Source organism: Gracilibacillus thailandensis (genome assembly GCF_010994055.1).
GTDB classification, from domain to species: Bacteria; Bacillota; Bacilli; order Bacillales; family Amphibacillaceae; genus Gracilibacillus; species Gracilibacillus lacisalsi.
The window spans coordinates 1-23692 of sequence record NZ_WJID01000027.1 but is presented as its reverse complement, the minus strand read 5'-3'; the positions used below and the strand labels follow the sequence as shown (position 1 = coordinate 23692).

The window sequence follows — 23692 nt, the reverse complement described above, 5'->3', positions numbered from 1 at the left end:
CGGAAAGCAAAAGTCGCTTTCCTGCGGGGTCTTCAGCTCGTGCTATTTCCCATAGGAGTCTCCGTATTCTGCCTCCGCTAAGCGTAGTATTCTGATGACCGAAAGAAGGAAACTTATGGGAATATATCTGTGAATTTCTTCTTGCTTGATAAGAAATTCACACTAAGCTGCGGAAAAATGCGATACTCCTGGGGGAACTCACGCGACGAAGATCCACTTGGTGAAGTGGTTTTCTTCACCAAGTTAGCTGAGGCCGTGCCCCCGGAAAGGGAGTATTTTTCCGCAGCGTCGATTTAGCACTCATCATCAATCAGAATGGAAGAAAGCCTCGCTCCACAAATTTTCACAACTTCGCTGTATATATCAACTATGTACTTTATTGAAGGAGATAAACAAATGCAACTTAAAGAAGACGAACGTATTGATGATCTGTTAGCAGATCAAACCATGCAAATCATTCAAAGCCCGACTAAGTTCGCCTTTTCCATCGATGCTGTGCTACTGGCAGACTTCGCTACAACACCAAAAACAAGAGGAAAAATACTGGATCTTTGTTCAGGCAATGCCGTTATCCCATTGTTATTAACAAGACAATCTAACGTCCCCATTACAGGCGTCGAAATTCAAGAACGGCTATATGACATGGCATGCCGCAGTATTGAACTGAATAAGCTAGACCATCAAATAGATATGATCCATGGTGACTTAAAGGATATGCCGGATCACTTCAAAAATAACAAATTTGATTTAGTAACCGTTAATCCACCTTATTTCCAGACTGAGAATAAAAATCATCAAAATCATAATGACTATCTAACAATCGCAAGACACGAAATCTTTTGTACGTTGGAAGATGTGGTACAATCGTGTAGTAAGCTCGTTAAATCAGGTGGGAAAGTAGCCATGGTACATCGTCCGTCACGTTTTGTCGATATTATTACTTTATTCAGGCAATATAAAATAGAACCAAAGCGTGTTCGTTTCGTGTACCCGAAAGAAGGAAAAGAAGCAAACATATTATTAATAGAAGGAATTAGAGATGGAAATCCAGATCTCAAGCTATTGTCGCCATTATATGCTTTCGATGGAGAGGGAAATTATACAAAAGAGGTAGAAGGTATACTATATGGGAGAAAAAAATAATCATTTTGTCTATATTCTTAAATGTAAAGATGAAACATTATATACAGGCTATACAACCGATATCGAACGAAGAATGAAAATGCATGAACAAGGTAGAGGTGCTAAATATACAAGAGGTAGAGCCCCATTTCAATTGCAGTACCAACAACAATGTAAGACAAAATCAGAAGCAATGCAGTTAGAAGCAAAAATTAAAAAGCTTACTAGAAAGCAGAAGGAATTATGGATCAAAGAAAACCAAACGGAAAGGTATGGCGTATATGCAGATACAGAAGAGCTACCAGACTGATAATGAAAAAGGCATATTATACGTAGTGCCGACACCAATCGGTAATTTAGAAGATATTACGATTCGAGCATTACGTATATTGGAAGAGGCTGATGCTGTTTTAGCTGAAGATACGAGAAATACTGGGAAGTTGTTACATCATTTTGAACTGAAGCAAAAGATGATCAGCTACCATGAACATAATAAAATGGCAAGGCAGGATCAAATTCTTGAGATGCTAAGTAATGGAGAAAATTTAGCTCTAGTAAGTGATGCAGGTATGCCAGGAATTTCGGATCCAGGATTTGAAGTGGTACAAGCTGCCATTCAAAGAGATCTTCCCGTTGTGGTATTACCTGGGGCAAACGCCGCATTATCAGCCTTAGTTGGTTCAGGGTTACCAACTGATCATTTTTATTTTTATGGCTTTTTGCCACGAAAGAAAAAAGATCGTGATCAGGCACTACAATTACTGCAATCATTGGATACAACGTTTATCTTGTATGAATCACCACACCGCATTAAGGAGACAATCAAGTTGTTAAGGGAATCACTTGGTGACAGACAAGTAGCAATAGCAAGGGAATTAACTAAGAGATACGAAGAATATATAAGAGGAAGATTACCGGAAATAGAAGAGTGGATAGCAGATAACTCGATAAAAGGTGAGTGCAGTATTGTTGTGGAAGGAATTAAGGATAATCCACAAACGAAATGGTGGACAGATCTTACCATAAAAGAGCATGTCGAAAAAGAAATGAAATTAGAGGGATATTCAAGTAAAGAAGCAATCAAAGCCGTAGCAAAAGAGCGCAATATTCCGAAAAGAGAAGTATACAATGCTTATCATATAGAGTAAACAAATAAAAACCCCGTTTCAATCATGAAACAGGGTTTTTATGTATCTTTATTTGTTTAATTTCTTTTGGATTTCGTCAACTAGTGTCTGAGCACCTTCAGGACTAAGTACTAGTTTTCCATCTGCTAATGTAAAGTTGTCGTCAGAGATATCACCAGTAATATGACAAGTCATATTTGGTTTATATTTTTGTAAAATGATACGCTCATCATCGACATAAATTTCAAGAGCATCTTTCTCTTCGATTCCTAATGTTCGACGTAGTTCGATCGGAATTACAACACGACCAAGCTCGTCTACCTTTCTCACAATACCTGTTGATTTCATTATTTATTCTCCCCTTTGATAAATAAATTCGGCAATATTCGACATCTATAGCGTTATAATACCATTAGTTGCCATTATTGTCAAACTTAATTTTCTCATTTTTTTCAAGCTTTTATAAAAAAATTGAAGATATACAAATCAATAGTTTGTAGTGATTTTTCGACAATTTTAGATGTTTTAAACATAAAATAAATGGTGACAATGTATTTATAATGGAAAATTGTTCGAAAAATCGCTACAATGAAAGCAGACTGTTTTAAATAGATAAAAAATGTATTGAGGAGGTTATAGCATGACAGAGCAAAAGAAAACTTTTTATATAACAACACCGATCTACTATCCTAGTGGAAATTTACATATTGGCCATGCCTATAGTACGGTTGCAGGAGATGCGATGGCACGATACAAGCGACTCCGAGGATATGATGTTCGTTATTTAACAGGAACAGATGAACATGGGCAAAAAATCCAAAAAAAAGCGGACGAAGCAGGTGTTACCCCACAAGCATATGTAGATGAAATCGTTAGTGGAATTAAAGATTTATGGGAAAAGCTAGATATTTCATATAGTGATTTCATTCGTACGACAGAAGAGCGTCATAAAAAAGTTGTCGAAAAAATCTTCGCGAGATTATTAGAACAAGGCGATATATATTTAGATGAATATGAAGGAAGCTATTGTACATCTTGTGAATCCTTTTTCACTGAAAGACAACTAGAAAATGGCCATTGCCCTGATTGTGGTGGTCCGGTTGAACATGTGAAAGAAGAATCGTACTTTTTCAAAATGAGTAAGTATGTCGATCGTCTGCTTACTTTTTATGATGAAAACCCAGAGTTCATTCAGCCGGAAAGCCGTAAAAATGAAATGATTAATAACTTTATTAAACCAGGACTGGAAGATTTAGCGGTATCTCGTACAACATTTGATTGGGGTATTAAAGTACCTGGAGATCCTAAACACGTCATCTATGTATGGATTGATGCATTAAGCAATTACATCACTGCATTGGGTTATGGTACAGAAGATGACAGTTTATATCAAAAATACTGGCCAGCAGATGTTCATTTAATGAGTAAAGAAATTGTTCGTTTCCATACAATTTATTGGCCAATTATGTTAATGGCACTTGATTTACCATTACCGAAAAAAGTTTTTGCGCACGGTTGGATTTTAATGAAGGACGGAAAAATGTCGAAATCAAAAGGGAATGTTGTGAACCCGATCGATTTAACCGAGCGTTATGGATTAGATGCATTACGCTATTACCTGTTACGTGAAGTGCCATTCGGTTCAGACGGTGTTTTCACTCCTGAAGGGTTCGTAGACCGTACAAATTACGACCTTGCCAATGACTTAGGTAACTTATTAAATCGTACAGTAGCGATGATTAATAAATACTTTGATGGTGAAATTCCAGCATTCCGCGTTTCAGAAGAGTCCTTTGATGAACAATTAGAAACATTAGGGAGAGAAACAGTAGCTAATGTAGAAGATGCATTAGATGAGATGGGATTCTCTGTTGCATTAACAAACATTTGGAAGTATGTAAGTCGAACCAACAAATATATTGATGAAACAGAGCCTTGGATTTTAGCGAAAGATGAAAGTAAAAAAGATCGTTTAGGTAATGTGATGGCACATTTAGTCGACAGTTTACGTCGAATTGCGATTTTATTACGCCCATTCCTGACACAAACACCGAATCGAATTTTCGAACAAATTGGTGTGAGTGACAACGAAGCACTTCATACTTGGGAGAGTTTGTTAGACTTCGGAATAATTGAGGCAGGAACGAAAGTGGTTAAGAAAGATCCGATCTTCCCGCGTTTAGATGTTGAAAAAGAAGTACAAATTATTAAGGGTATGATGACTAAACCTGAGCCGGAGAAGAAAGAAGCGAAATCCGAAGAAAAAAATGAAATAACGTATGATGATTTTATGAAGCTAGATTTACGTGTAGCAGAAGTAACGCATGCTGAGAAAATGAAAAATGCCGATAAATTATTACGTATTCAATTAGATCTTGGCAGCGAAAAACGTCAAGTAATATCAGGTATTGCACAATACTATACTCCAGAATCTCTAAAAGGGAAAAAGGTGATCTGTGTAACCAATTTAAAACCAGTTAAATTGCGCGGCGAGTTGTCAGAAGGTATGATTCTATCTGGAGAAGACAAAGACGGCTCTCTATCCTTGGCCACAGTAGAATCAAACCTGCCAAATGGCTCCATCGTAAAATAAATATCAAAAAGTATACACACATTCCATTTGAAACGTGTGTGTACTTTTTATTTATGCGCATAAAAACAGACTGCGAAGTAACGTGGATATGGAAAAGAGATATCCCCGGAAGCGTCGATCTGTTCCAAGGAAAAAGGCTTCTCTTCCAGGGAAAAGATCTTCTCTTCCGAGGATAAACGACTATATCCAGGGAAGAGAAGTCCTGTTAACTTTACAACTAAGCTACTTCGCAGTTTGTATTAACTATGAATGAGACGAGCAGGGGAGAATCGGTTTAGTCTGTTTTTTTAAGGAGGAATAAGGATGTTATTTGATACACACGTTCATTTAAACGTATCGCATTTTGATGAAGACCGTGAGGAAGTATTACAACGAGCGAAAGAGGCTGGTGTCGAAAACATGGTCATTGTCGGATTTGATCATGAAACGATCCCGAAAGCAATAGAGATGGCCGAACAACATGACCATATTTATGCTGCAGTCGGTTGGCATCCAGTTGATGCTATCGATATGACCGGCAAAGAACTAGCGTGGTTAGAAGAATTGTCCTCACACCCAAAAGTAGTCGCTTTAGGAGAAATGGGCCTAGATTATCATTGGGACAAGTCGCCGAAAGATGTACAACAAGAAGTTTTTCGCAAGCAAATTCAGTTAGCCAAAAAAGTCAACTTACCCATTATTATTCATAATCGGGAGGCGACAGAGGATATCATCCAAGTATTGCAAGAAGAAAAAGCAGAAGAAGTTGGTGGTATTATGCATTGTTACAATGATTCTGTTGACTATGTTGATGCATGCTTAAAGATGAATTTTTATATATCACTTGGTGGGCCAGTAACGTTTAAAAATGCTACTTTACCGAAGGAAGTAGCAAAGTATGTACCAGCAGATCGTTTATTAATCGAAACAGATTGCCCATTTCTCGCGCCACATCCTAATCGGGGAAAAAGAAACGAGCCTGCTTATGTCAAGTTGGTTGCAGAAAAAATAGCAGAACTGCGTGAGGTAAGTTATGAAGAAATAAGTAAGCAAACAACTGAAAACGCCAAACGATTTTTCGGTCTAATAAACGGATGATGCCTTTAGCAGCAAATGTTTCAGGTGATGTTACGGTAATGTAAACAAACTGAAATATTTCATAAAAATAAGCAGCAAAACCCTTTGAATTCAAGGGTTTTGTTGCTTTTTGCTTTTCATAACGCCATTTGACACTGAAAAAGGATCTTTATATAATACAACGGCGAGTAAAAAGGAGGGAAGAGTTCATGAAACGTCTTAAATTTAGTCACTTATTGAACAACAAAGACTTCATATACGCACTTTCTTTATTTGTATTTATCGGCTTTATTTGCACATCATTTTATGAATTATCAAAAGCAGAAGTTACAGTTGTTCAAGAAGGTGAATCAACGACAGTTCGTACACATGCCAAAACTGTCGAAGATGTTCTAAATGAACTTGCAATTGAAGTGGGAGAGCATGATGAACTTTCACATGAATTAAATGACCTCGTAAATAGAGAGATGAAAATCGAGCATACAATTGCAAATCAAGTAATAGTCAGCATAGATGGTAATGAACAAACATATTATACAACTAGTGATACAGTTGAGGAATTTTTGGCAGAGCAAGATATAGAATTAACAGAAAATGATCAATTGTCATTAGCAGCAAATACAAAAATAGCTGATAACTTAGTAATTGGTATCGATAAAGCTTTTCAAGTTACCATTAATGATGCTGGTGAAGAACAGCAAGTCTGGACAACTGGAGGTTCTGTTCAGGAACTATTAGCGGAATACGACATTGAATTAGATGAATTAGATCGTGTGGAACCAGAACAGACTGCTTCAGTAGGCAAAAGCACCGATATCGAAATTACACGAGTAGAGAAAGTAACAGATGTTGTAGAAGAAGAGCAAGACTATCGTTTGGTGAAACGAAACGATAGTTCGCTTGAGAAAGGCAAAGAAGAAGTTATATCAGAAGGTGAACCAGGTCTAGTTGAAAAACACTATGAAGTTGTATTGGAAAATGGGGAAGAAGTATCCCGTGAATTAGTGAAAGAAGAAGTCAAAAAAGAAAGTAAAGAAAAAGTCGTAGCAATTGGTACGAAGGAAAATCAACCAAAAACAACAATGACAACAGCTTCTGATAATAACGGCACGGCAAGTAAAACAGTTTCTCGTGGCGACAACGAAGAAAAGGGAGAAACCCTTTACATGAAAGCAACAGCATACAATTGGGACTGTGCATCATGCGACGGTAGAGGCAAGACTTCTACTGGTTATAATTTAAAGGAAAACCCCAACGGAGTTGTAGCGGTAGACCCTAGTGTGATTCCATTAGGTACAAAAGTTTGGGTCGAAGGGTATGGATATGCAGTAGCTAGAGATACTGGCGGCAATATCAAAGGAAATAAAATTGATCTTCACATGCCAACCAAACAAAAAGCTGCGAGCTATGGTATGAAAACAGTAAAAGTAAGAATTGTTGAATAAATGTAAAGCTTACCTTGCGAAGCAAAGGTAAGCTTTTTTGTGTTAAAATGAGAAAGGTTATGATTAAAACTTCTACTCGAAAGTTAGGTCATCTGGAAACGTATCAATAAGCTATCTTAAGTAAGAATGGAGGAGCCTTTTTTGAAGGTGAAAGAAATCATTGTCGTAGAAGGAAAAGATGATACTGCAAAATTAAAACAGGCATTAGATGTCGATACAATAGAAACAAACGGTTCAGCTATCAACAAAGATATATTAGCACAAATTGCACATGCTAAAACTAAACGAGGTGTCATTGTATTTACTGATCCTGATTATCCAGGGCAGCGAATCAGACAAATTATTGATCAGCATGTTCCAGGTTGTAAGCATGCCTTTTTAAAAAGAGAAGAAGCTATACCAGACAAAAAGCAAACTAAGAGTCTTGGCATAGAACATGCTTCATTGGATGTTCTCCGTGAGGCACTAGGACAAGTATATGAATTAACAGAGAACGGAGGATCGGAAATTACCAAATCAGATCTGCTTCGTTTTGGTTTAATAGGTGGACATGGTTCAAGAGATAGAAGACAGAAGCTTGGGGAACAGTTAAGAATTGGACATATTAATGGAAAACAGTTATTAAAAAGGTTACAGATGTTTCAAATCGCTAAAGCTGAGTTTGAACAAGTGATGGAACAAATAATTCAGGAGGAACGCGCATGAGTGAACTGAAAGCAATAGCCACACCGAAACGAACAAAGGAAATTTTAGAAAAATATGGATTTTCATTTAAAAAAAGTTTGGGGCAGAATTTCCTTATCGATGTAAATATTTTAAGAAATATCATCCATAATGCAGGCATTACGAAAGAAATGAACGCAATTGAGATTGGCCCAGGTATTGGTGCACTTACTGAACAATTAGCGATTGCAGCTAACAAAGTTGTTGCATTTGAAATAGACGGACGTTTAGTGCCGATTTTAGAAGATACTTTACAAGCGTATGATAATGTAGAACTCATCAATCAAGATATTCTCAAAGCCGATTTTGAAGAGGTTTGGGAAAGGTATTTTAAAGATGATAAACCTGTAAAAGTAGTAGCAAATCTCCCTTATTACATTACAACACCTATTTTAATGCAACTATTGATAGCTAATTTACCTATTTCCAGTATTACCGTAATGATTCAAAAAGAAGTAGCGGAAAGAATGGCAGCTGCTGAAAATACAAAAGAATATGGATCATTATCGATAGCAATTCAGTACTATACGGAAGCAAAAGTAAAAATGGTTGTACCGAAAACAGTTTTTATGCCACAGCCACGAGTAGACTCGGCAGTTTTGCATTTAGAGAAGCGAGCAACTCCACCTGTTACTGTTGAGGATGAGGAATTCTTTTTTCAATTAGTTCAAGCAAGCTTTCAGCAACGGCGAAAAACATTGCGTAACAATTTATCGCGACATTTTAAAGATATACTTTCAAAGGTTCAGATAGAAGAAGGTTTTGAACGAGTTGGAATTGATGGGACAAGACGAGGGGAATCTTTAAATATTCAAGAGTTTGCTGCTTTAGCGAATTATTTTAAGCAATATGTAATAGAAAATTCCTGAAAAATAAGGAGTTTTCCTTTTTTATACATAATTTTCTTAAAAAAAGGTAAGCTAAACACATAACTTCCAAATTTTTTTGTTGACAGCTTTCAATTATAATTGGTATAATGGAATATTTTTAATTGACGGTTGGACAAGAATGTAGTATAATCAATATTAGTGAGGTGGAGTGTATTGGCTAAAACATTGGTTGAAATCAAACAAGGTTTAGATGGAAATGTCGGCAAACGTCTACGAATTAAAGCAAATGGTGGAAGAAAGAAAACCATTGAACGTTATGGAACATTAGCAGAAACATATCCTTCCGTTTTTATTGTTGAACTTGATCAACAAGAGAATGCATTTGAACGTGTATCCTACAGTTATGCAGATATTCTCACTGAAACAGTTGAACTAAATTTTACGGAAGAATTAGAAGCGGTCTCAGGGGAGCAGTAAACAATGTTTGCTGCTTTTTTTATTGTAAAAATTAAAAAGACACATAATTTATAAACTCCGAAATAACTGGATATGGATTTCCTTTGTTCCATTCTTTCTTGATGAGCGCATAACCATCGCTGCGGAAAAATACTCCCTTTCCGGGGGCACGGCCTCAGCTAACTTTGCAAAGAAAAACATTTTGCAAAGTGGATCTTCCGCTCGCGCTGTTCCCCCAGGAGTGTCGCATTTTTCCGCAGCTTAGAATGGTGGTCTGGTATAAAGAGAGGGAAGTCAGCGTATAAATTCCCAGTAATTCTTTCCAATCCCTAATTTATTCGTCATTAATCCGAATGGGAGAAAGCCTCACTTTGGAAATTTTCATTACTTCACAGTATTTATCTAATTCGGTTAATAATGCAGTAATTGTGATATCATCTAAGCATGTGATTGTTCATGTGATTTAAAGTGCCAACAACATGTCTTTCACCCTTTTATTACCTCGTATCATAAAGAGCGAAAAACATAAAATAGGATTGTCGTAAAACATGACAGAAAGGGAGTATCTTCAGATGGGTCGAAGTCGAGGTGTAATGTCCAATCGGTTTAAAGAAGAGCTTGCTAAAGAATTAGGTTTTTACGACACGGTGCAAAAAGATGGTTGGGGTGGAATTACCGCGCGAGATGCCGGTAATATGGTGAAAAGAGCAGTACAAATGGCAGAAGAGAGTTTAAATAAGGACAAAGTCTAAGACTTTGTCCTTTTTGCGCTTTTATTTGTTTTTATGGTATCTTTACATATAGTAAAATTCCTGAATATAAAATGGTCAGTAGGTGAGCGAATTTGTACACGATAGAAAAAGCCCCGGCTAAAATAAATTTGACATTAGATGTACTTTATAAACGGCCAGATCAATACCATGAAGTTGAGATGGTGATGACTACAGTTGATTTGGCGGATCGAATTGAGTTCTTTTTGTTAGAAGAAAACAAAATAGATGTGGCATCAGAGAATCGTTTTGTTCCCAATGATGAAAGAAATTTAGCATATCGAGCGGCGAGATTGTTAAAAGATCGTTATGATGTTAAAGAAGGCGTCCGAATTAAAATAGATAAACAAATTCCAGTAGCAGCTGGGCTTGCTGGTGGAAGTAGTGATGCTGCTGCAACATTAAGAGGATTAAATCGGTTATGGAAGCTTAATTTAACACTGGATGAATTAGCTGTTTTAGGAGCGGAGGTTGGTTCAGATGTGTCTTTTTGTGTTTATAATTCCACAGCTCTTGCCAAAGGAAGAGGAGAAAACATTATAGAATTGCCACCACCCCCTCAATGCTGGGTTATTTTGGCAAAACCTGTTCAAGGTGTCTCCACACAATCGGTGTATAAATCTTTACAATTAGATGACTTAAAGCATCCTGATACAGAAGGAATGGTACAGGCAATTAAACAATCTGATTATCAAGGTGTATGCAGTAGGTTGAAAAATGTATTGGAAACAGTAACCTTGCCTAAAAATCCTGAAGTGGAACAAATAAAGCAACAAATGCTTAGTTCTGGTGCAGATGCAGTATTGATGAGTGGGAGCGGTCCAACTGTATTTGGGCTAGTACAACAAGAAAGCAGAGCGGATCGAATTTATAACAGCTTGAGAGGATTTTGTGAAGAAGTATATGTGGTACGTTTATTAGGTTGTCATCAAAGACTTGATTAAACACGTATAAAATGTTATATTTACCACAAAATATTCGGATTTTGGGGTGTAGTAATGAAAAGAAGTGATCGTCTAGTTGCGATGACCAATTATTTAGTTGAACATCCAATGGAGTTAATCTCTCTTCCTTTTTTCTCTGATACATACGGTGCTGCCAAGTCTTCGATTAGTGAAGATTTGTCCATTATCAACCATATGTTCAAAGAAGATGGTATTGGTTATTTAGAATCTATTTCCGGTGCTGCTGGAGGAGTAAAATATGTACCTAATGTTTCGGTAAATAAAAGTGAATCCATGATTAATAAGTTATGTGAAGAACTGGAAGATCCTAATCGGATTTTGCCTGGCGGTTATTTGTTTATGAGCGATATTTTAGGTACACCTAGTACTGTTAGAGATGTTGGTAGGCTTTTTGCTTCTCGATTTGCAGGATTAAACATTGATTCCATTGTAACGGTAGCAACGAAAGGGATTCCTTTAGCCTATGCTGTAGCTTCATTTTTAAATGTTCCAGTAGTCATTGTTCGTCGTGACCCGAAAGTGACGGAAGGTTCCACCGTAAGTATCAACTATGTATCCGGCTCATCTAAAAAAATTCAGACGATGGTGTTATCTAAGCGTAGCCTGCAGCCTGGTGAAAATGTTTGTATCATCGATGATTTTATGAAGGCTGGTGGTACCATAAATGGTATGAAAAACTTACTTCAAGAATTTGATGCCAATGTGAAGGCGATCGGTGTATTAGCAGAGGCTGAGGATGAAGAAGAAGATCGTGTAGTAGATGATTATACTTCTTTATTGCAAATTAAAAACGTTGATTCTAATAGCAAACAAATAGAGGTAATAAAAGGAAATTACTTTGATCAGTACTAATGGATCGTGTAAAAAGGTCTAATCATATCGAATTATGTCAATCATCACCTATTATAAGAAAATTTTCTTAAAAAGATAATATTTTTTAAAAATTAAGCAGGAATTTTAAAAAATTTGTTGAATTAAGATAATAAGTTCTTAAATAGGGAAAAGGTGGTGAAACATAGTGGAAGTAACTGACGTAAGATTACGCCGCGTGAATACCGATGGAAGAATGCGAGCTATCGCATCCATTACATTAGATCATGAATTTGTGGTGCATGATATTCGAGTGATTGATGGGAATAATGGGATGTTTGTAGCAATGCCTTCTAAACGTACGCCGGATGGTGAATTTAGGGATATTGCACACCCAATTAACTCTGGTACTAGAGCAAAAATTCAAGATGCAGTTTTAGAAGAGTATCATCGTGCTGGAGAAGCTGAAGTAGAGTATGAAGAAGCAGGAGCTTCTTAAAAACAAGGGTAAAAAAGCCTAATCAATAACATTGATTAGGCTTTTTGTTTTTGTCATCGTATACATAAAATATATGCACATAATCCATAAACTGCGCAGTACTGAACATAGATTTGTTCTCTACTCGTACTGCATTAAGCGATAATTTTGAAATATATCGTGATGATAACTACCACTCCGGCTGCCCACTTCCCTTTCCGTGGGGTTTGCCCTTCAGCTAACTTTTTCGAGCAAAAACCGCTCGAAAAAGTGGATCTTCAGGTCAAACAGTTCCCACAGGAGTGAAAGTGGGCGGCCTTCGTTAAGATATGCTTCACAACACTAATCAGAAATCAGCCAGTCGATTTCTCCACCATATGTAGCGTAGGGTACGACTATGCTAAAAGGGTTAGTCCTGTAATTAAACAGAAAAGTTTTGTTCCATGAGTTCATTTCTTTCTATAATCAGAGCACAAATATAGCGTAGGCAGAATGCGGAGACTCCTGTGGGACTCACGAGAGCTGAAGATCCACTTGGTGAAGTGCCTTTCTTCACCAAGTTAGCTGAAGCCGAGCCCACAGAAAGCTGAGTATTCTGCCGGAGCGGTATCCCAGCACTCCTTATGGAAAGAATAAAGGAAATCCTCACTGCGGAAAATTTCACTAGTACGCAGTTTGTATAGACTTTATCATTACAATTTTAATTCTTTAGTATCACTGAGCCATCAATATTAAAATGTTGCCATATTATAGTTATTTAAATTATGCCGTCTTTATTGAAAATACGTTTGTTTTCGTATATATTCATAATTGGGATATTATTGTACAAAATGAGAACATCCTTTTTTACATAAATATATAAGAAGTGAAGTGGAACGGAGGGACTACCTTGTCAAATCGGTATGCAATTGTTTTAGCTGCAGGAAAAGGAACAAGAATGAAATCTAAATTATATAAAGTTCTTCATCCTGTTTTAGGAAAACCAATGGTACAACATGTGGTTGATCAATTGAAAGGATTAGATCTTGCTAGTATAACAACTGTTGTTGGCTTTGGAGCTGAGAAAGTACAGGAACAATTAGGACAAACAAGCGAATTTGTTATTCAGGAAGAACAGTTAGGAACAGGGCATGCTGTACAGCAAGCTGAAAAATATTTAGCAAATAAAGAAGGTACTACCATTGTAGTTTGTGGCGATACACCATTATTAACGAAAGATACCATACAAGCTGTATTGAACCATCATGAGCAGGAACGTGCTGCTGTCACTATTTTAACTGCAAATGCAGAGGAACCTGCTGGATACGGAAGAATTGTAAGAAATGCAAATAATCAAGTTAGTAAAATTGTAGAACAAAAAGATGCAACAGAAGAGGAAAAAGCGATTCAAGAGATCAATACAGGCACTTACTGCTTTGATAATGAATGGTTATTTGAAGCACTAAAGAAGGTATCTAATGATAATGCCCAAGGCGAGTATTATTTACCAGATGTGATCGAAATCGCACAAGAAGAAGGCCGAAAAGTAGCAGCTTATCAGACAGATTATTTTGAAGAAACAATTGGTGTTAATGATCGAGTTGCATTATCCCAAGCAGAAATACTTATGAAAAAACGTATTAATGAGCAACATATGAGAAATGGTGTAACGATTATAGACCCTGCCAATACTTACATAGGTACAGATGTAACAATTGGATCAGATGTTGTAATTGAGCCTGGTTGTGTATTAAAAGGAAACACAACCATAGAAGGTGAAGCGGTAATTGGACCGAATTCAGAAGTGAATGATTGCCATATTGGAGCGAATACTGTACTCCGTCATAGCGTAGCAACATCAAGCTATATTGGTCAGCGCGTTCAAATTGGACCTTTTGCCCATATTCGTCCGGATGCATCGATTGGTAACGATGTAAAAGTAGGTAATTTTGTTGAAATTAAAAAGTCAAAGATAGATAATAAAAGTAAGGTTCCACACCTCAGCTATATTGGCGATGCAGAAATCGGAAGTGGTGTAAATATCGGATGTGGAGCGATTACCGTTAATTATGACGGGAAGAATAAATTTAAAACAACGATAGAAGATGATGCTTTTATCGGGTGTAATGCTAACTTAATCGCGCCAGTTACGATTGGTAAGGGAGCGTTAGTGGCAGCAGGTTCGACGATCAATCAGGATGTACCAGGTGATGCATTATCGATTGGCCGAGCAAAACAAGTCAACAAAGAGCAGTACGCAAAGAAATATAAATAATTATTAAAAATCACATGGAGGTATACAAATGTCCTATAAGGATTCATCCTTAAAAGTATTTACATTAAACTCGAATCCAAGCCTAGCGGAAGAGATTGCAGCCAATATTGGGGTGGAGTTAGGAAAAAGCTCGGTAACGAAATTTAGTGATGGCGAGATTCAAATAAATATAGAGGAAAGTATCCGAGGTTGTGATGTTTATGTTGTGCAGTCTACTTGTGAACCAGGTAATCAGCATATCATGGAGCTATTGATTATGATCGATGCATTAAAAAGAGCATCGGCAAAGTCGATTAATATTGTGATGCCTTACTATGGATATGCTAGACAAGATCGTAAAGCACGCGCACGTGAGCCAATTACAGCCAAATTAATTGCAGACTTACTGCAAACAGCTGGTGCTACCAGAGTTATCACGTTGGATTTACATGCACCACAAATTCAAGGGTTTTTTGATATTCCAGTTGATCAGTTAGTCGGTGTTCCGATTTTATCTAGCTATTGGAGTAAAAAAGGTCTAGAAGATATCGTAGTAGTGTCACCTGATCACGGAGGGGTAACACGTGCAAGGCAATTAGCGGATAGACTGAAAGCACCAATTGCAATCATTGATAAACGCAGACCGCGTCCAAATGTTGCAGAAGTGATGAATATAGTAGGTAATATCGAGGGAAGAACAGCGATTTTAATCGATGATATTATCGATACAGCAGGAACCATTACATTAGGAGCAAATGCTTTAATTGAAAATGGAGCAACAGATGTCTATGCTTGTTGTACCCATCCAGTACTATCAGGACCTGCAATCGAAAGAATAGAGAATTCAAAAATTAAAGAATTAGTAGTAACGAATAGTATTCCACTACAAGAAGAAAAACAAATTGATAAGGTAACGCAATTATCTGTAGCGCCTTTAATTAGTGAAGCGATTATTCGTGTACATGAACGTCAATCTGTAAGTATTCTATTTGATTAAGTTTTCTGAAAAAAAGAGGTTTAGCCTGTCACACCAGAGGGAAATATACTAATATCAGTTATTTACTATGGAGGGTGATTATTTTGGCAGCAACTTTGCAAGCGAAAAAAAGAGAGAATTTAAAAACTTCTAATACAAGAGCAATTAGATCAGCAGGAGAAGTACCAGCGATTATTTATGGTTATCAAGTAGAACCAAAAACAGTGGCAGTAGACAGTATTGAATTATTAAAAACAGTAAGAGATGAAGGTAAAAATGCGATTATCTCATTACAAGTAGATGGTGATGCCGTTGATGTAATGTTGCATGATTATCAAATTGATCCATTAAGAGATGAATTAGTACATGCAGACTTTTATGCTGTTAACATGAAAGAAGAAATGGATGTACAAGTTCCAATAGTGTTAGAAGGTGAAGCAATAGGTGCTAAAGAAGGTGGCGTTCTGCAACAACCATTATATGATTTGTCTATTAGAGCGAAACCTAAAGATATTCCTGAACAGATTACAATCGATGTTTCAGATTTAGCTGTAGGGGATAGCATCTTAGTTTCAGATTTAAAAGAAGGAAGAAATTATGACATCCTAGAAGATGAAGGAACAACTATTGTTTCTATCTTAGTTCCAGATGAAGAACCTGCAGAAGACTCCGCTGTAGATGAACCCGCAGAACCAGAAGTTATTGAAGGGGATAAAAAAGAACACGGAGACAGTGAACAATAAAAGGAAAAACGCGAAAGGTAAACCGTTTAGAGCTAGACATCACTTTTGTAAATTTCTTATGAATAATCAAGACGCAACTACCAAAAGTTGCGTCTTTTCACCGTTTTTTATGTTAAACTATAAGGAAGAAAAAATAGGTAAAGGAAGTCTTTAAGCTATGAAATGTATCGTAGGTTTAGGAAATCCAGGCATTAAATATCAGCAAACAAGACATAATGTCGGCTTTATGGTAATCGACGAACTACTCGAGCGTCGTGGTTGGACATTAAATAAAAGTAAATTTAAAGGACATTTTGCGATTGAATCTGTTGAAGGAGATAAAGTGATATTACTCCAACCGCAAACCTTTATGAACTTGTCTGGTGAATCACTCCGGCCATTAATGGACTTTTACAATCTTCAACCAGACGAAGTGACCGTTGTCTATGATGATTTGGATTTACCATTGGGTAAAATTAAGTTACGGCAAACTGGTGGACATGGTGGCCATAATGGTGTTCGCTCTTGTATTGATCAATTAGGTACAAAGCAATTTAATCGATTACGTTTTGGGATCGGCAGACCAGATAGTCCGATGTCTGTGATTGATTATGTTCTTGGAAAATTTGATGAAGAGGATCAGGACATATTAAAACAGTCGATTGATCATGCAGCTGATGCATTGGAAGCGTGGCTAAAACAGCCATTTCCAAAAGTAATGAATGAGTATAATTAGAATAACAGGACTTATCGCCAAGAACTAGCAAAGTCTTAGCATTCTTATCAATTTATACATTTGAACATTCAATACGTCGACGGCTAAAATCTAAAGTATAAATAAGTCATCATCAAGTATAGATTTTACCTTTATCGGGTAAAATAACAACTAATTACTATAGCTTTCTGATAAGGAGGCGCGAATGATGACTTTATTATATAAGTGTAAACATTGTGGTACGGAAATCGGAAGATTGAGGCCACAGATGTTGGATTTAGAAAAGATAGGTTGGAATGTATTATCGACAGAGGAAAAGAACCAACTGATGAATTATCAACAAGATCAGACCGTTACACTACAATCTATTTGTGAAAATTGCCAACAGTTATTAGATCAAAATCCACAGTACCATGAGTTAGATTATTTTATTCAATAGGATAACCTCAACTCTCCTTTAATTACACAATAAGCTTTGGTATGTTCACCAAAGCATTTTTGTGCGTTTTGGCAATTATTGAAGAAATCAACATATATTAGTTTTAAGGTATTTAGGGGGAGCATTATGTATGAAATAAAACGATACTTACAAAACCGTGATGATGTCTATTCCATTATTAATGGGGTCGAATCCGGTTTGAAAGAACAATTAGTCTCGGGGTTATCTGGATCTGCCAGAAGTATGTTTACAACCCTGATACAAGAAGCTACGCACAAGAAAACATTAATTGTTACCCATCAATTAACACAAGCACAACAATTATATGAAGATATGTTAGAGTTTTCGCAAGAGAAAAATGTGTATCTTTATCCCGTTAATGAGCTGCTTGCTTCTGAACTAGCGGTCGCAAGTCCGGAATTATTAAGCCAACGAATCACTGCACTGATCAATTGGCTTAATACTGATAATGCCATTTTAATAGCGCCGGTAGCAGCTTTAAAGCGGATGCTGCCGCCTGTGGAGTATTGGCAAACATACCAACTTCATTTCGAACTCGAGCAGATTATTGACATCGATCAAACCTTAGAATATTTAGTTGAGATGGGTTATCTTCGCCAGGATATGGCTTCAAGCCCTGGGGAGTTTAGTTTGCGTGGTGGAATTTTAGACATCTATCCTATAACAGAAGAACAACCACTTCGGATTGAATTATTTGACGATGAAATCGATTCGATTCGTTACTATGATGCCGAATCACAGCGCTCACTGGAGAAGCAAGAGCAGGTTACAATTGTACCTACGACAGAATTGTTATTAAAGGATAGTGACCTAGTAGCTGCAGGTCAAAAACTAGAACAGTCACTAAACAAAACAGTGAAAAAAGTTAAGAATAAATCTGATCAGCAAGTTCTTACGGAGACAATTACGGCGGACATAGATCGTCTAAACCATTGTGAACGTTTTCAAGAAATAAGAAAATATGCAGCCTTTTTCTACGATGATAACTATAGTTTACTAGATTATTTACCAGAAGACGGATTTATTATATTGGATGAAATGAGTAGAATTCAGGAAACCGCCTCTCATTTGGATAACGAAGAGCAAGAATGGCTCAAAGATAATTTGCAAAGGGGTAAAGCTGTTAGGGATTCTAGGTTATCGTTCGATTGGAATGAAGTTTGGAACAATATGAAGCAGCAGCGGTTATATCTTTCTGTCTTTTTACGTCATATTCCAAATACAAATCCAACGAATATTGTCAATCTTTCATGCCGGGCAATGCAACAATTTCATGGGCAAATGAATTTATTAGAAAACGAAATGGACCGTTGGCATAAAGGGGAATTCTCCGTTATTATTTTGGCACCAAATCAAAGTAGAATGGAAAAAATACAATCTGTTCTGGAAGATTATCAGATGAGTGCCACGATAAGCGAGACCTTACCAAATTTACCGGTGCAGCATCCTGTAATTACCATTGGCAATATTAGTGGTGGCTTTGAATTACCGATGCATAAAATTGCCGTTATAACTGAAAATGAGTTGTTTAAACAAAAAACCACTAGAAAAAAACGCAAACAAAAAATATCGAATGCTGAGCGCATTAAAAGTTATCAAGAATTACAAGTTGGTGACTATGTCGTACATGCAAATCATGGTATCGGTCGATATATAGGTATTGAAACATTAGAAGTGAATGGCTTGCATAAAGATTTTATGCTTGTTAAATATTCAGGGGACGATAAGCTTTTCGTACCGATAGATCAAATAGATTTGGTGCAGAAGTATGTTGGTTCAGAAGGTAAAGAGCCTAAATTGTACCGGTTAGGTGGTAATGATTGGAAGAAGGTCAAAAGCAAAGTACAATCCAAAGTGGAGGACATTGCAGATGACTTAATGAAGTTATACGCAGAAAGAGAAGCTGCTAAGGGCTATGCTTTTTCACCTGATACTGAAATGCAGCGAGATTTTGAAGCTTCGTTCCCATATCAGGAAACAGAGGATCAATTACGTTGTATCGAAGAAATTAAGCAAGATATGGAGAAAGAACAACCAATGGATCGCCTTCTTTGTGGAGATGTAGGTTACGGTAAAACAGAGGTTGCCATTCGTGCAGCTTTCAAGGCGATTGCCGATGGGAAACAAGTGGCGATATTGGTACCTACAACCATTTTAGCGCAGCAGCATTACGAAACAGTAATGGAAAGGTTCCAGGATTACCCGATCAATATTGGTTTGTTAAGCCGTTTTCGAACAAGAAAACAGCAAACAGAAACATTAAAAGGCTTAAAAAATGGTACAGTAGATATTGTGATTGGGACCCATCGATTATTATCTAAGGATGTTAGCTATAAGGAGTTGGGACTGCTAATTGTTGATGAAGAGCAACGTTTTGGTGTAAAACATAAAGAGAAAATCAAGCAATTAAAAACGAATGTAGATGTATTAACCTTAACCGCTACACCAATACCAAGAACGCTGCATATGTCAATGCTAGGAGTGCGTGATTTATCGGTGATTGAAACACCACCAGAGAATCGTTTCCCGATTCAGACCTATGTAATGGAGTATAACGCGCCTTTAGTAAGGGAAGCGATTGAACGTGAGTTATCCAGGGGTGGTCAAGTATTCTTTTTATATAATAGAGTGGAATCAATCGATAAAATTGCCCAAGACATCCAAGCATTAGTAGAAGATGCCCGGGTAACTGTTGCACATGGCCAGATGAATGAATCTGAACTGGAGAATGTGATGTTTTCCTTTTTAGAAGGAGAAGCAGACGTATTAGTGAGTACAACGATTATTGAAACAGGGGTAGACATCCCTAATGTCAATACCTTAATCGTTTATGATGCTGATCGTATGGGGTTAAGTCAGTTATACCAATTGCGTGGTCGAGTAGGGCGTTCTAATCGAGTTGCTTATGCTTATTTCACTTATCAGCAAGATAAAATTTTAACGGAAGTTTCTGAAAAGAGGTTACAGGCAATTAAAGAGTTCACGGAATTAGGCTCAGGGTTTAAGATTGCTATGCGTGATTTATCTATTCGAGGTGCTGGGAATATCTTAGGTGCTCAGCAGCACGGCTTTATCGACTCTGTCGGTTTTGATATGTATTCTCAGATGTTAAATGAAGCTGTTGAAGCGAAGAAACAAGGCAAAGCTGTCGAAGAAGTACAGCCTTTTGAAGTGGAGTTAGACTTAAAAATTGATGCCTATATTCCAGATCAATATATACCAGATGAGAAACAGAAGATTGATATGTATAAACGATTCCAGGCTATTTATTCACAAGAAGATGTTCATGATTTACGAGATGAACTAATCGATCGTTTTGGCGATTACCCAGAAGAAGTAGAAAATCTTTTCCATGTATCGACACTAAAAATGATGTCCAAGAAGGAACGAATCGAAGCGATCACAGAACGAAAACAAAAGATAGAAGTAATAGTAGAAGAAGAGAGAAGCCAGGAACTGGATGGTGCGAAATTATTTGAATTTGCCAATCAGTATGGCAGGTTAATTCAGTTAGGTACGGAGAATCGAAAGTTAAAAGTGGAGTTCCGCTTTGATAAGTCCCAATATATCAAGCGATATGAGATTTTAGAGGAATTTATCCAGACATTAAATGAGATGAAACAAACACCTGTAGCGTAGAATTATGAAATTATCTCCGAAAAAAGGTATAGTTTCCATTTTAATTAATCATACTAACCTTACAACATAATTATTTCTCTTAAAGAAATAATTGTATGTACTGCTCAATTATAGAAAGTGAGGTAAATGATTAATATGAAGGCTACAGGAATTGTACGTCGTATTGATGATTTAGGAAGGGTTGTTATTCCAAAAGAAATTCGCCGCACGTTGCGGATTCGTGAAGGTGATCCACTTGAAATTTTTGTGGATCGTGACGGTGAAGTGATTTTAAAAAAATATTCTCCCATTAGTGAGCTAGGTGATTTCGCAACTGAGTATGCGGAGGCATTATTTGATTCCTTAGATTTATCGGTACTTATTAGTGATAGAGATGAAATTATTGCCGTTGCAGGTGAATCGAAAAAAGACTACTTAGGTAAGCATATTTCAAAAAAGATCGATCAATTAATGGATAGTCGTGAATCGATTATCGAAACGAATACTAACACATTAGAGATTATTGAAAATAAAGACGAGGAATTAGAAGCATATTTACTGCAGCCAATCATTGCAGGTGGCGATCCGATTGGTTGTATGGTGTTGTTTACAAGGGAGAATAAGGATTTTGGTGATGCAGAGAAAAAAGCAGCCCAAGCGGCAGCAACCTTCCTCGCTAAACAAATGGAATAAGAACAACGGATAGTATAGAAGTATATTGCTTCTATACTATTTTTGTTTAGAAGTAAAAATGGTGCGCTAAATAGATAAACTGCGAAGTAAAGTGGACATTGATTTACTCTCCTCCATTCTTTCCTTGGAGAGTGCAACAAATCGCTCCGGCAGAATACTGCGCTTTGATAAGCTCCCCTTAGAATAGACAGTTAAAAAATAAAAAACAAATGATTCTAGGGGAGTGAAAAAAGTTGGCACGTCCATATTATGCTACAGACTTTAAGATGAAGGTAGTAAAAGAATATAAAAAAGAAGGCCGCGTATTGGCGAAAATGACCCAAAAATATGGGTTACATCATTCTACTGTTAAAGAATGGGTTCGTATTGTAGAGAAAGAAGGTAAACGAGGACTAGAACGACAAGGTCAAGTTCAATACTACTCAAAAAAAGTGAAACAGGATGCCATACAGGATTATTTATCGGGGAATTATTCCTTACGAGAAATAACAGAAAAACATGGTATTTCTAGTGCATCGGTTTTAAGAAAGTGGTTAAAGAATTATAATCGTCATAGAGAGATACAAGCACGTGCTGAAGAAAGGGGAATCTCTATGGCGACCAAAAGACGACCAACTTCTCTAGAAGAACGAATAGAGGTAGTTCAATACGCATTATATAACGATAAAGATTATAAATTAACAGCGAAAATGTATGATGTTTCCTATCAACAAGTTTATCAATGGGTCCGTAAATATGAAGATGGTGGTTGGAGTGCACTCCAAGACCGTCGTGGAAAACCAAAGCCAGAAGCTGCATTAACAAAGGAAGAAAAGCTAAAACGGGAAATACGTGAAAAAGAGAAAGAGAATGAACGATTACAAGCTGAAGTGGCATTTTTAAAAAAGTTGGAAGAGATGGAAAGGAGGGAGAAAAAACGATAACGAAGGTGCGGCAAGAAAGAAATTATGAGGCAATTCAAGAACTGCTCCAAGAAACGTCCTATTCGATTCGTTTATTGTGCGAAGTGGCCGGTACAAATCGTGGAGCTTATTACAAATGGTTACAGCGGAAAGATACGAAAGAAGATCAGTGGAATAAGACTCTAGTGAAAGCTATCAAAAGACTTTATAAAAAACTAGATGGTACATTTGGCTATCGCCGCATGACCGCAGAGTTAAAGCGAAAATATAAATGCCCGATCAATAAAAAGCGAATATATCGATTAATGGACAAGATCAACCTAAAGGCAGTTATACGTCGCAAAGCAAAACAGTATAAAACCTCTAAGCCAGAACATATAGCAGCGAATATCTTAAATCGAGATTTCAAAGCACATTGCCCGAATGAGAAATGGGTAACAGATGTCACCGAATTCAAATATGGAGAAGGTAAAAAAGCTTATTTAAGTGCCATTTTAGACTTACATGAGAAACGAATTGTCCGCTATAATCTAACGAGAGCAAATAACAACGAATTAGTATTTAAAAATCTTAACGAGGCGTTAGAGACGTTATCAGAAGATGAGCATCCACTCATTCATACCGATCGGGGAGTACAGTATACTTCGTATGGATTTAACAGGATCATAGAAAGCGCGGGATTACACCACAGTATGTCACGTCCAGGTAAATGCATAGACAATGGTCCAATGGAAGCCTTTTGGGGGAATTTAAAGTGTGAGAAATATTATTTGCATAAGCATGAATATCAAACATTCCAACAACTAGCCAAAGCAATTGAGGAATATATATATTTTTATAATTATGAAAGGTTACAATTAGCCAATGGTGGATACACACCAATGGAATATTATGAAAGCAAAATAGCATAAGCTTTTTATTATTTTAGCTGTCTACTTGACAGGGGCAGGTTCACTTTCCGCGGGCTCGGCCTCAACTAACTTTACAAAGAAGAACAC

Annotated in this window: 23 protein-coding genes; 22 read left to right on the top strand and 1 reads right to left on the bottom strand. The window is 37.0% G+C overall.

Annotation, left to right across the window (positions count from 1 at the left end; genetic code table 11):
* Positions 1–396: 396 nt before the first annotated feature.
* Genes GH715_RS10020 through rsmI form a run of 3 tightly spaced genes read left to right on the top strand, consistent with a single transcriptional unit; the run spans position 397 to position 2270 of the window.
* Positions 397–1143: a tRNA1(Val) (adenine(37)-N6)-methyltransferase gene (locus GH715_RS10020; RefSeq protein WP_153836823.1), complete on the top strand. Its 747-nt coding sequence runs from the start codon at positions 397–399 to the stop codon at positions 1141–1143.
* Complete coding sequence (locus GH715_RS10015) at positions 1127–1432, top strand: GIY-YIG nuclease family protein (RefSeq protein ID WP_153836822.1); 306 nt, start codon at positions 1127–1129, stop codon at positions 1430–1432. The genes GH715_RS10020 and GH715_RS10015 overlap by 17 nt, the downstream gene beginning before the upstream one ends.
* The gene (gene rsmI / locus GH715_RS10010) at positions 1404–2270 is read left to right on the top strand and encodes a 16S rRNA (cytidine(1402)-2'-O)-methyltransferase (protein ID WP_153836821.1); all 867 of its coding nucleotides are present in this window, start codon (positions 1404–1406) and stop codon (positions 2268–2270) included. Before GH715_RS10015 ends, rsmI begins: the two co-directional genes overlap by 29 nt.
* Before the next feature lie 48 nt (positions 2271–2318).
* Here the strand turns inward: rsmI and GH715_RS10005 are convergent, their stop codons facing one another.
* Positions 2319–2597: an AbrB/MazE/SpoVT family DNA-binding domain-containing protein gene (locus tag GH715_RS10005; protein ID WP_153836820.1), complete on the bottom strand. Its 279-nt coding sequence runs from the start codon at positions 2595–2597 to the stop codon at positions 2319–2321.
* A gap of 292 nt (positions 2598–2889) precedes the next feature.
* Here GH715_RS10005 and metG point away from each other — a divergent pair, with 292 nt between their 5' ends.
* The 19 genes from metG (at position 2890) to GH715_RS09910 (ending at position 23605) form a co-directional block, all read left to right on the top strand.
* A complete protein-coding gene (metG, locus tag GH715_RS10000; RefSeq protein WP_153836819.1) occupies positions 2890–4842 on the top strand; it encodes a methionine--tRNA ligase in 1953 nt (650 codons plus the stop codon).
* A gap of 303 nt (positions 4843–5145) precedes the next feature.
* Entirely contained in the window at positions 5146–5919 is a 774-nt protein-coding gene (locus GH715_RS09995) for a TatD family hydrolase (RefSeq protein WP_153836818.1), read from the top strand.
* 188 nt (positions 5920–6107) lie between these two features.
* Positions 6108–7343, top strand: a complete 1236-nt coding sequence (locus tag GH715_RS09990; RefSeq protein ID WP_153836817.1) for a G5 and 3D domain-containing protein — start codon at positions 6108–6110, stop codon at positions 7341–7343.
* A gap of 141 nt (positions 7344–7484) precedes the next feature.
* Positions 7485–8048 carry a ribonuclease M5 gene (gene rnmV, locus GH715_RS09985; protein WP_153836816.1) on the top strand — a complete coding sequence of 188 codons (564 nt, stop codon included), beginning with the start codon at positions 7485–7487 and terminating at the stop codon, positions 8046–8048.
* Complete coding sequence (gene rsmA / locus GH715_RS09980; RefSeq protein WP_276208107.1) at positions 8045–8935, top strand: 16S rRNA (adenine(1518)-N(6)/adenine(1519)-N(6))-dimethyltransferase RsmA; 891 nt, start codon at positions 8045–8047, stop codon at positions 8933–8935. The genes rnmV and rsmA overlap by 4 nt, the downstream gene beginning before the upstream one ends.
* A 174-nt stretch (positions 8936–9109) precedes the next feature.
* Complete coding sequence (veg, locus tag GH715_RS09975) at positions 9110–9373, top strand: biofilm formation stimulator Veg (protein WP_018934293.1); 264 nt, start codon at positions 9110–9112, stop codon at positions 9371–9373.
* A 551-nt stretch (positions 9374–9924) separates the two neighbouring features.
* Positions 9925–10104: a small, acid-soluble spore protein, alpha/beta type gene (locus GH715_RS09970; RefSeq protein WP_153836815.1), complete on the top strand. Its 180-nt coding sequence runs from the start codon at positions 9925–9927 to the stop codon at positions 10102–10104.
* Between the two features lie 92 nt (positions 10105–10196).
* Positions 10197–11066, top strand: a complete 870-nt coding sequence (gene ispE / locus GH715_RS09965) for a 4-(cytidine 5'-diphospho)-2-C-methyl-D-erythritol kinase (protein ID WP_153836814.1) — start codon at positions 10197–10199, stop codon at positions 11064–11066.
* 54 nt (positions 11067–11120) lie between these two features.
* Positions 11121–11939 (top strand): pur operon repressor, encoded by an 819-nt coding sequence (purR, locus tag GH715_RS09960; RefSeq protein ID WP_153836813.1) that lies wholly within the window; start codon positions 11121–11123, stop codon positions 11937–11939.
* Between the two features lie 166 nt (positions 11940–12105).
* Entirely contained in the window at positions 12106–12396 is a 291-nt protein-coding gene (gene spoVG / locus GH715_RS09955; protein WP_018934289.1) for a septation regulator SpoVG, read from the top strand.
* 868 nt (positions 12397–13264) lie between these two features.
* A complete protein-coding gene (gene glmU / locus GH715_RS09950; RefSeq protein WP_153837134.1) occupies positions 13265–14629 on the top strand; it encodes a bifunctional UDP-N-acetylglucosamine diphosphorylase/glucosamine-1-phosphate N-acetyltransferase GlmU in 1365 nt (454 codons plus the stop codon).
* A 28-nt stretch (positions 14630–14657) separates the two neighbouring features.
* Positions 14658–15605, top strand: a complete 948-nt coding sequence (locus tag GH715_RS09945; protein WP_018934287.1) for a ribose-phosphate diphosphokinase — start codon at positions 14658–14660, stop codon at positions 15603–15605.
* Positions 15606–15688: 83 nt separating this feature from the next.
* Positions 15689–16327: a 50S ribosomal protein L25/general stress protein Ctc gene (locus GH715_RS09940; protein WP_153837135.1), complete on the top strand. Its 639-nt coding sequence runs from the start codon at positions 15689–15691 to the stop codon at positions 16325–16327.
* Between the two features lie 157 nt (positions 16328–16484).
* Positions 16485–17042: an aminoacyl-tRNA hydrolase gene (pth, locus tag GH715_RS09935; protein WP_153837136.1), complete on the top strand. Its 558-nt coding sequence runs from the start codon at positions 16485–16487 to the stop codon at positions 17040–17042.
* A 187-nt stretch (positions 17043–17229) separates the two neighbouring features.
* Positions 17230–17460 (top strand): anti-sigma-F factor Fin, encoded by a 231-nt coding sequence (locus GH715_RS09930; protein WP_153837137.1) that lies wholly within the window; start codon positions 17230–17232, stop codon positions 17458–17460.
* A 126-nt stretch (positions 17461–17586) separates the two neighbouring features.
* Positions 17587–21120, top strand: a complete 3534-nt coding sequence (gene mfd, locus GH715_RS09925) for a transcription-repair coupling factor (RefSeq protein WP_153837138.1) — start codon at positions 17587–17589, stop codon at positions 21118–21120.
* A gap of 135 nt (positions 21121–21255) precedes the next feature.
* Complete coding sequence (spoVT, locus tag GH715_RS09920; protein WP_153837139.1) at positions 21256–21792, top strand: stage V sporulation protein T; 537 nt, start codon at positions 21256–21258, stop codon at positions 21790–21792.
* A 233-nt stretch (positions 21793–22025) separates the two neighbouring features.
* On the top strand, positions 22026–22715 hold the full coding sequence (locus GH715_RS09915; RefSeq protein ID WP_163578582.1) for a helix-turn-helix domain-containing protein: 690 nt from the start codon (positions 22026–22028) through the stop codon (positions 22713–22715).
* Positions 22716–22720: 5 nt separating this feature from the next.
* Entirely contained in the window at positions 22721–23605 is an 885-nt protein-coding gene (locus GH715_RS09910) for an IS3 family transposase (protein WP_163578581.1), read from the top strand.
* The last annotated feature ends 87 nt before the right edge of the window (positions 23606–23692 follow it).